At 69.4% G+C, this 1,964-nt stretch carries 2 protein-coding genes; both read left to right on the forward strand.

Going from position 1 to position 1,964, the window contains the following annotated elements; genetic code table 11:
- Nucleotides 1-451, forward strand: a 451-nt coding sequence (locus DW299_RS01395) for a M23 family metallopeptidase (RefSeq protein WP_136035374.1), incomplete at its 5' end; no start/stop codon positions are given.
- A 196-nt stretch (nt 452-647) separates the two neighbouring features.
- Nucleotides 648-1,859, forward strand: a complete 1,212-nt coding sequence (locus DW299_RS01400) for a Fic family protein (RefSeq protein ID WP_206251674.1) — start codon at nt 648-650, stop codon at nt 1,857-1,859.
- Nucleotides 1,860-1,964 lie beyond the last annotated feature (105 nt).

The following is a 1,964-nucleotide window of genomic DNA, read 5'->3' on the forward strand; positions in this document are numbered from 1 at the left end:
CGGCAACGGCGGCGGGGGAGGGTCGGCCGGTTCGGGCGGCTGGGTGCGGCCGCACGGCGGGGCCCGCAGCTCCAGCTACGGACCCCGCACGTCGATCTGCGGCCCTCGGGGCTGCTCGTCGAGCTTCCACTACGGCGCCGACCTGGCGAACGGCTGCGGTGCCGCGATCTACGCCGCGAACTCCGGCACCGTGGACTACGCCGGATCGAACGGCAACTACGGCAACTACGTGCGCATCCAGCACGGCGGCGGCGTGAGCACGGGCTACGCGCACATCAAGAACGGCGGCATCATCGTGCGCCGCGGCCAGTGGGTGAACGCGGGGCAGGTCATCGCGTACGCCGGCGACACCGGCCGTTCGTTCGGCTGCCACCTGCACTTCGAGGTGTACATCAACGGCGGGTACACGAACCCCGTCCGCTTCATGGAGGACCGCGGCGTCTACGTCTGACCCGGCGGAGGCGCAGCGGTCGACCCGGTGGGTGAGCCGTGTGCGCAGCCCGCCTGCCGCTCGGCTCAGCTCGACGGATACGACGGCGGAGTAGCGGCCGCGGTACTGAGGTTTATGGGTGCTAAACCTCAGCAACGATCGCGTTACTGAGCTTTACGGATGCTAAACCTCAGTAACGAGTGCGATAATGAGGGTTATGAGCGAATCTGCCTCCGCCCCCACCGCGTGGCCGCCGCACGGCAGCGAGACGTTGACGTGGCGCCAGCAGGTTCGCGGCGGCACCCGAGCGGATCGGATGCTGACCTCGGTCGAGGCGTCCATCCCGCCGCTGATCGCTGAGCTCGAATTCCGCACGGCCACTTCGACGGCGGTCGAATCCGAGGCCGCTCTGCTGGCTGTGGTCCTCGCCGATGCCGACGCCGAGGGGCACTCGGCGGCGATGAGTCGATTCATGATCCGTACCGAGTCGGTTGCATCGTCGAAGATCGAACGGATCACGGCAAGCGCGACGGACTACGCCAAGGCGCTCGTCGGCAACCGCTCGAACACGTCCGCCACGAGCATGGTCGCGGCGAGCACCGCGTTGCACACCCTGGTGGAGGTCGTCGGTGAACGCGGGGCGTTCTCCCTTGACGACCTCCTCACCGCGCATACGGCGCTGATGGAGGACGACCCGCTCGAAGCGAGCTTCGCCGGGCGGCTCCGCGACATGCAGAACTGGATCGGGGGGAGCGATCACTCGCCGCGTGACGCGCTGTATGTACCGCCCGCGCCCGAGCGGGTCCCCGCGTTGATGGAGGATCTCATCCGCTTCCTCAATCGCGACGACATCCCGGTGATGGTGCAGGCGGCGATCGGGCACGCGCAGTTCGAGTCCATCCACGCCTTCACGGACGGCAACGGCCGGATCGGTCGTGCTCTGGTCTCGGCGGTGTTCCGTCGACGGGGCGTCACCCGCAACGCCGTCGTGCCCCTGGCCAGCGGACTCCTGGCGCGACGGGACGCCTACTTCGAAGCCCTCGGGACTTACCGGAAGGGCGATCCCACTCCGCTCATCGTGCTCTTCGCGCGGTCAGCCCGTGCCGCGGCCGTCTGCTCGCGGGAGTCCATCGCGCGGATGACCGCACTTCCGGCGGAGTGGGAGGCGGAGCTGCGCCCTCGTGCGGGATCCGCCGTCGCGGTTCTGATCGCGGCGTTCTATGATCACCCGGTCATGGCGGCCGGCGAGATCGAGCAGCGCGCGGGTGCCTCCGAGACGCAGACGTACAAGGCCATCACCCAGCTCGAGCAGGCGGGGTTCATCCAGGAGATCACCGGCCGCAAGCGAGACCGCGTCTGGGTGGCCGCCGAGCTCCTGGCCGAGCTCGACGACCTGGATCGTCGGATCCAGCGGGCAATGCGGGGGTGACCCAGTAACGCGCCCCGCGTCAGCCCACGCTGACCGGGCGCGAGCCGAGCTGGAGCACGGTCGGCGCGCCGCAGCAGCCGCCTCCGGCCTCGGCGTCGAACCCGC

Source organism: Microbacterium sp. K35 (assembly GCF_004794375.1).
Lineage (GTDB): Bacteria > Actinomycetota > Actinomycetes > Actinomycetales > Microbacteriaceae > Microbacterium > Microbacterium sufflavum.